Below are 7,382 nucleotides of genomic sequence, written 5' to 3'. Positions count from 1 at the left end.
GCGAGGAAAGACCCGCAGGGTCAGGGGAAAAAGATCGGCGACAACCTTTGTGGACGGGACGACAGCTGCGACCAGCATGTCATGCAACTCAGACAAAAGGAGAAGTGCGGTGGCCGCGAAGGAAACTGGGTGAACAGCTGATGGAACTGCCGGGGGCGGTGTCTTTTCTGCCCTCTCACCCCGAGCCGCAGCCGGACGGGTTTGCGCTTTGCCGAGCCTTGGCTATCGTGGCGCGACCTCGCGTATCCATGGCGAGCTGGTTGAGTGCGGTGCCATCTGGCTGAGCGATTTCAAGCTGACCGTCGAGGCATCTGCACCGCGCGCGGTTCATCCCGATTTCGAAAGACCACTCTTCGGCAGCCCAATCGTTTGCGATTTCTTGCATCGCGCTGATCACCAGCCCTCTGCCAGCTGCAGCCAAAGCAATCCCGCGGGCGTCGAACATCGTTTGCGGTCAATGATGGCTTAACAGCGTGTCCGGCAATGCGAGGAGTAACGCCGGCTGAGGCGCGCGGTCGACGAGACCATTGAGGCAACCCGCCCGCCCCAGCGACCGTTACCGAATGGCGGAGATGAAGCGTTGCCACGACCATGCGACGGCTGGTCGGGCTGGCTCTGGAAGAGACTGCACGGCCAGCGATACGTCGCAGGGAGAGGAAGCGTTTCAGCTCGGGGAGGCCGGCTGCGCGCAGCCGACCGAGTAGGGCGCGGTCCTGACCAAAGGGCAGGAGGGGCCCAGATCATCAAAACCTAAACTTTGCACAACACAAAAACCTAAACACCGCTCGAAACTCCCGGCAGTCCGCGACAAAGACGGGATCGGTTTGAAAACCGGTTTGACGTGCTTCGTTTTTGCTCACCATCAGTATGCAACAAGGCCAGGGGCTGAACCTTCTGATGATTACAATGACGCCGACAGCCAGCAGCGTGCCCCACCTCGCTCAGGACGCTTATTGGCCTGATCTTGAAGATCCATCAGACGGGCCATCAAGTCATCGAAAGCGATGGAGTCTGACTGAAGCAATCCCGCTTCCTGCATTTTCCGATAGTCTTGCGCGAGTGCCTCCAGGGCCTTACCCTCTGGGATCAGGCAAAGCGATCCTGAAACGGCGTCAGCATAGTTTATCGTCGCACCCGCACGATCTGTTTCGCGGAAAAAGTGCTGTTTGTGCTTCGCTACGTCCTGGGCAAGCGTCTTATCCTCCAGCGCCCGCGCAGCGATGCCTACAGCCTGCAAGCGGCCAAGATCGTACCAGTGACGCGCATAGCGGTCGCCGCCTCGAAACGCGCCTCGCAAGCAGTAGGCGTGGATGGCCGTCGCTTTCTCCCAAAGCTCTGAGGCACAAGGCGGCTAATCATGACCAACTGGGTTCACGCAGCCGGCGACAAATGCGGCCCAAAGCAGACATCCGAGCCCTGTCTGTGCCGCTTGGCGATACCGATAGCTGACACCCAACTCTTGCGGAACGGAAAAACACCCGATCCGTAAGACGGCGGCCACCGTCGGCGGATGCGTGCGGTTCAAGCTGTGCAAAGCGCCGTTCTCTCAGTATCGTTGGCCAAAGGCGGAAGGGATAATCAATAGTGCAAATAAGTCGACTTAAAATATCAAACTTTCGCTCTATCAAAGAAGCAGACATTCAGTTTGGCGCGGTTACGGTCCTAATAGGGACCAATAACGCCGGAAAGTCGGCGATATTGGAAGCGATCCGCATTGCGCTTACAAGACGGTGGGGACAGCGCGGAACCGGATTCACCGAATATGACGTGCATTTGTGCGACGGTAGGCCAGATCCAAAAGTTGGCGATCCCGTCGTTATCGAGGTCGAGCTGCAGGAAGCTGCTGCCGACGAGTGGCCCGAGGACCTACACGGCGAACTCGAAGACATCATCCAGCTTGACCCAGTGACTGGCCGCGCGTCCATCATCATGCGCGTGAGCTGCTCATGGGACCCGGTCGAAGAGAGTTTCGTTCCGCGATGGGAGTTCCTGAACGTCGATAGGAACCCACTCGCCGGTCGCGGCGCCCGCGCCGTCAATCTCCAGGAATTCTTCCAGTTTCTACCAGTCTTCTACCTTGAAGCGCTCCGCGACGCCTCGGACGAGTTTTCCTCAAGGAGCCAGTTTTGGGGCAAGTTGCTTCGAACGGTGCAAATACCCGAACCTCTCGAGCAAAAATCAAAGCGCATCTTCGATCTATTGAACCGGCGCTTACTCGACGCCGATCCGCTTCTGGCCAATCTTGCCAGCGGACTTTCCGATATCAGCCGCGTCGCCGCCACTGACGTCCCAGGCCAGGCGGACTTGCGGCTGCTGCCCCTCAATACATGGGATATCCTCTCGAAGGCGGAGGTGATCTATCAGACGGAGGGCGGCAAACCGTGGCTACCGTTGGCGCGGCACGGTCAAGGCGTGCAGAGCCTTTCCGTCATGTTCCTTTTCAAAGCCTTCGTTGAGCTGATCTTGAGCGACCTGTACCGGCCCGAAAGCACCGCTGTTCTGGCCCTGGAGGAACCGGAGACACATCTCCATCCTCAGGCGGCCCGCAGCCTTTGGCGACATATCACTGAGCTCCCAGGCCAGAAGATCGTAACGACACATTCGCCGTACTTCCTTCAGCATGTTCCGTTTCGCGATATCCGCGTTGTCCGTGTCGAGGCCAACGGCACAACTGTAAGCTCTCTCCCCCGTCAGTTCCGCGCGACCGTCCCGCACGTTCCCCAGATTGACGCCATCATCGCAGGCTCCGCCGGCCTCATCACTTATGACCGCAGTCTCAACGAACTCGTCCTGTCCGGCGCTCTGCCGCAAAACCAGTATCGCGATCTCCTCATCGCCTACGGCGGACGCCCTGACACACAGACCATCCACGCCGCGCTGCGTAAGGCATCCGATGCATCGCAGGAATTCATATCGGACGCGGAACTGGAGCAACTGGAGACATTTGCTCGGCGGATCCGTGGCGAAATATTCTTCGCACGCCGCTGGCTTCTCGTGGAGGGCCCGTCCGATTACCATCTGGTTCATGGCATCGCCAAGGGCCTTGGCTACGACCTTGACGAACACGGCGTCGCCGTCATCGATTTCCAGAACAATGGAAGCCCAGAGATTTTTGCGGTACTTGCAAGAGCGCTCGGTTATCCTTGGCTCGCCGTCGTCGATGGAGATGCCGCCGGGCTCGGCTACATCGCCAGGATCACCGCACGAAAGTTTTCCGCAGCGGAAATGGCTCGCCGCACCTTCTCGTTGCCGGTCGGTTATCTCGAACAGCAGCTCATAGCAGATGGACTGCAAAACGAACTAAAAGCAATTCTCGTCTCTTTTGGAAATGCAGAAGCAGCGAAGTTTGACGATGCGAGTTTGATTGCGGCTCTTGAAAACGACAAGAGCGGCTATGCAGCCGTTCTCGGAAAACAGTGCGCCGAGAACCCGGCGCTGGCCCAGCGCATGCCTGCAGCATTCCGCAATGCAATCTCGGCACTCAGAGGCCTCACATGAATGATTCCGCCCTCAGCATCGCATTGTCGGAACTGACCGAGGCGCAAAGCGTCGCCGTCGCTTGGCGTGATGGCCCGATGTTCGTTCTCGCCGGCCCCGGCTCCGGTAAGACCCGCGTCCTGACAACGCGCGTTGCCAAATTGCTCGCAGACACGCCAGATCGTTCGTTCCGCGTGCTGGCTCTAACCTTCACCAATAAGGCGGCTGACGAAATGTCCGCCCGCGTCACTGCATTGGTACCTGAACAGGAACGGCGCGCTCTAATCGGGACCTTTCACTCCTTCTGCATGCAGATGCTGCAGCAGCATGGCTCCCACATTGGCATCAATCCTGATTTTGCGATCTACTCACTCGACGTCGATCGCCAGGAAATTCTGCGCGACGCGATCAAACAGGCCGGCCTGAGCCAAGACGACATTCGGCTTCTGTCTACCATTGACAAACTTAAGTCGCAGCTCATCCAGCCGGCAGGCTCGGCCCGATACTTTCGCGATCAATCTGATGGCGCCCGTGTGGAGCAGGTATACACTGCTTATGAGGCGGCGCTCTCCCAAGCCAACGCCTTGGATTTTGGTTCGCTCATCGCCCAAGCCCATCGCCTTGTCACGGAGTTCCCCGGCATCGCCGGACGCTATCGCAAGACCTATGCCTACTGGATGTTTGACGAGTTTCAGGACACTACTGATGGGCAGTACCGATTGATCCGCGCGCTCGCCGGCGAAAATTTCAAGAATGTCTTCGCCGTCGCAGATGATGACCAGATCATCTACCAGTGGAACGGCGCGAGTTACAAACAGATACAACGGTTCCGAGCCGACTTTTCTCCGCAGGAGCTGCAGCTCCCTACAAACTACCGTTGTCCGCCCGCAATTGTTGCAGCCGCGAACCATCTTGTGGTCCATAATCTGCAACGGACAGTCGCCAAGCAACCGCTGGAGGCTGGAAAAACTTCGCTGAAATATCCCGATGAACAGCACATCCGCGTCTTACGCTACTCCACCGACGAGGTGGAAGCTGCGTCGATTGCGGAAGGCATCGCCAAAATTGACCACACTCGATGGGGAGAGGTCGCAGTGCTGGCCCGCACGCGCTATATGCTCGAAAAACTTCAATCCGCCCTGACGCAAAAGCAGGTCAACGCGGTCATTTCTCAGCGACGCGATGATTTCAGATCACCTCAATTCCTATGGCTCGCTGCCGTACTTCGCCAAGCGCTGCGTCCGCTTGATAGGCGTGCGTTGGAAATCCTGACCGGCGCTTTCAATCGCTGGTTTGGCACGGACGCGAGTGTCGATCTCATCGTTACCGCCACCGAACTGACCGAACGCTCCCTGCTCGATGAATGGGCATTAGCGGTCAAAGCCGGGCTTGGAGATGACGTCAATGGCAATGCTCTCGTCGATCTAGCCGCAACCTTCGCAAACGAGCCCGCACGGTTCAGGCAGTTTGTTGATGCAGTCCTCGCCATGATCCCGGCGCAGGACGACGAAGCAAGTGACATTGCGGAAGACCGTGCGGCTTGGTCCGATCTTGTGAGAAGTATCGGTAAGACCATCGGCCGCGATGCGCCGCTTGAACAGTTTCTTCAGGAATTGGCAATCCGCTCGAAGGAGGCCCCAGTCGGCAACAATACCGTGACTCTAATGACGATCCACGGCGCCAAGGGGAAGGAATTCGATCACGTTTATGTGGTCGGACTGGCAGAGGACATCTTGCCGAGCTTTCAAAGCCTGAAAGCAGGCGAGAACAGCGCTCAAATGGAGGAGGAGCGGCGCAACTGCTTCGTTGCCATCACGCGCGCGCGAGAGTGGCTCTGCCTCTCCTATGCCGACAACTATCGGGGATGGAATAAGCAGCCGTCACGTTTTTTACTTGAGATGGGTTTCTCGTTGCCCGATCAACCATCTCAATGAAGTCTTGATCAATTCAGCACCAAAAGGCTGGCACGCAGGACAATGATAGAGGCCCTAGGAATGTCCGCTCAGGTCATTCCACCGAAGCTCCGGCGCAGAAGCACCGAAAGCCAGTTCCGACCAGAACGACCAGGAGGGAATGCCTTGTCGCAAAAAAATGCACGATGCTTCCTCCAGAAATCGTGAAACGATTCTCATATTGCAATCATGCGACTTTCTCGGCGTGCGAATGAATCGTTGCACGGCAAGTGAAACGATAAGCAGAACGGTGAACTTCACGCTCCGCATCGCCAACGCGTTATTCGAAATCGACTTGTGGCGCCGCGCCCACAACGCCCGCGTCCTGCAACTGCTCGCGATCGGGCAGATCGCGCAGGCTATCCAACCCAAACGCGACAAGAAACTGCTCTGTGGTGACGAAGGTATAGGGCGCCCCGCGTCGCGGCGATCGAGGCCCGGTTCCGATCAGGTCGCGCGTATGCAGCCGACCGATCAGATCGCGACTGATTTCCTTGCCGAAGATATCCTTCAGTGCGTCGCGGGTGATCGGCTGGTGGTAAGCGATGGCGGCCAGGACCGCGACGTCGAATTCGCTCAGGTCCAGCAATTGGTCCCCGATATCTGCCGCCGCGCGGATCGCGGGGGCGTAGGTGGCGCGCGTGCGGAACATCCAGCCGCCAGCGACCTCGGCGATCTCGAAGGCCCGCCCCTGCAGATCGGCAGCAAGGTCCTCGACCAGAAGGTCGACCGAAGCCCCCTGCCCCACCACGCGCGCCAGGTCGTCGCGAGCGACCGGCGAGGCCGAGGCAAAGAGCACCGCCTCGATCCGGCGCATCCATTCCCGCCAGCGCAGCTCTGGCGGCAGGTCGGGCAACTCGCGGTCAAGCTCGAGGGAGGAGCGATCCTTTGCCATCGCTACACCCCGTAGAGCCGGAAGGTGTCGCGTCCGGTCAGTTCGCGCACAGCGCCGAGATCGACCAACCGGTCGCAGAGCCGTCGCGCGGCGCGATCCGGAAGGGGAAGCGCCGAGGGAGCAACAGCATCGCGGGTCAGGAATATCTCGACCGCGTCGCCAGCGCCCTTGGCCCGCAGCTTGGGCGCGACGGCTTTCAGATGCGCCGCTCGACGCGCGAGATCGACGGCCTGCCGCACAGCCTCGACCGCTGAGGCGATAAGCGCGCGATGACAGGCGAAACGAAGATCATCGCCTTGCTTGCGCAGGTCGGCGCGTTTCAGGCCCGCGCCGAGTAGCGGCACAATTTGATCCCAGCCAAGCGCCTGCGCAAGCGCCGCATCGGCAAGGATAAGCGCTGGCACGTCGGCGCGCGGCGCATCTGTCAGCACTGCTTCCAGCACCATCGCGGCACGGGCTACCGGCGCGCCCTGCCCCACATCGAGCCATGCCGCGATCGTGGCCTGCTCGAGGGTCGGCACAGCGCGACCCAAAGCCTTGATCGACAGTCGCCGTTCCACCGCACGCTTCCAACCGACCAGCACCGCACCCGCCGGCCCGGGCAGATCGCCGGGGCGCAACAGGTGCACCGCGTCGCGCAATTCCCCTGCCCGCTCCGGTCGGCCAGAAAACCCAACGCAAACCTCCGCCGCGCGCAGCGCCATCCGCTCCCGCAACAAGGCTTGGGGCACCTCTGCGCGTCCTAACACAACATGCAGGTAGTTGAGTGCCGCACCCGACAAAAACGCAACATCTTCAAGGGTTTCAGCACGCGTGGTGGTGACCCAGGCAGGCATCCTGGGTAACGTGTCGAGGTCGCTGATGTGATCTGGCCGGTCAAAAGTCATGCCTGAAGCCTAAATCCGTGCGGCGCTTTCTGCCAGAAAATAGCACATAAACCGCCCCGCCTTGCCACATTTATCTATGTCCAATAAGTTTGCATTATCGGACACCAAAGAATATGCTCAGCGACATGTCAGAAAACAACGAGAAATCGATCTCAAAGCCGCCAAATGGGC

The 7,382-nt window shown here is 59.2% G+C and carries 5 protein-coding genes and 1 pseudogene; 2 read left to right on the top strand and 4 right to left on the bottom strand.

Annotated elements, in window-relative coordinates:
• Positions 1-175 precede the first annotated feature (175 nt).
• Complete coding sequence (locus BMX99_RS19195; protein WP_093455140.1) at positions 176-445, bottom strand: hypothetical protein; 270 nt, start codon at positions 443-445, stop codon at positions 176-178.
• Between the two features lie 456 nt (positions 446-901).
• Positions 902-1,321 (bottom strand): annotated as a pseudogene (locus BMX99_RS19190) (nucleotidyl transferase AbiEii/AbiGii toxin family protein); the annotation flags it as partial.
• Positions 1,322-1,584: 263 nt separating this feature from the next.
• On the opposite strand from BMX99_RS19190, the gene BMX99_RS19185 reads away from it, so the two are divergent.
• The gene (locus BMX99_RS19185; RefSeq protein ID WP_093455138.1) at positions 1,585-3,498 is read left to right on the top strand and encodes an ATP-dependent nuclease; all 1,914 of its coding nucleotides are present in this window, start codon (positions 1,585-1,587) and stop codon (positions 3,496-3,498) included.
• Positions 3,495-5,411 carry an ATP-dependent helicase gene (locus tag BMX99_RS19180; protein WP_093455137.1) on the top strand — a complete coding sequence of 639 codons (1,917 nt, stop codon included), beginning with the start codon at positions 3,495-3,497 and terminating at the stop codon, positions 5,409-5,411. Before BMX99_RS19185 ends, BMX99_RS19180 begins: the two co-directional genes overlap by 4 nt.
• Positions 5,412-5,709: 298 nt before the next feature.
• Here the strand turns inward: BMX99_RS19180 and scpB are convergent, their stop codons facing one another.
• Together scpB and BMX99_RS19170 are read right to left on the bottom strand one after the other, a co-directional pair.
• Positions 5,710-6,324 (bottom strand): SMC-Scp complex subunit ScpB, encoded by a 615-nt coding sequence (gene scpB / locus BMX99_RS19175; protein ID WP_093455136.1) that lies wholly within the window; start codon positions 6,322-6,324, stop codon positions 5,710-5,712.
• Between the two features lie 2 nt (positions 6,325-6,326).
• Positions 6,327-7,211 (bottom strand): DUF1403 family protein, encoded by an 885-nt coding sequence (locus BMX99_RS19170; RefSeq protein ID WP_093455135.1) that lies wholly within the window; start codon positions 7,209-7,211, stop codon positions 6,327-6,329.
• Between the last annotated feature and the right edge of the window lie 171 nt (positions 7,212-7,382).

The sequence above is a fragment of the Pseudooceanicola nitratireducens genome (assembly GCF_900109195.1).
Classification (GTDB): domain Bacteria; phylum Pseudomonadota; class Alphaproteobacteria; order Rhodobacterales; family Rhodobacteraceae; genus Pseudooceanicola; species Pseudooceanicola nitratireducens.
Note: the sequence above shows the minus strand (reverse complement) of the source record. Positions and strands in the feature narration are given on the sequence as shown.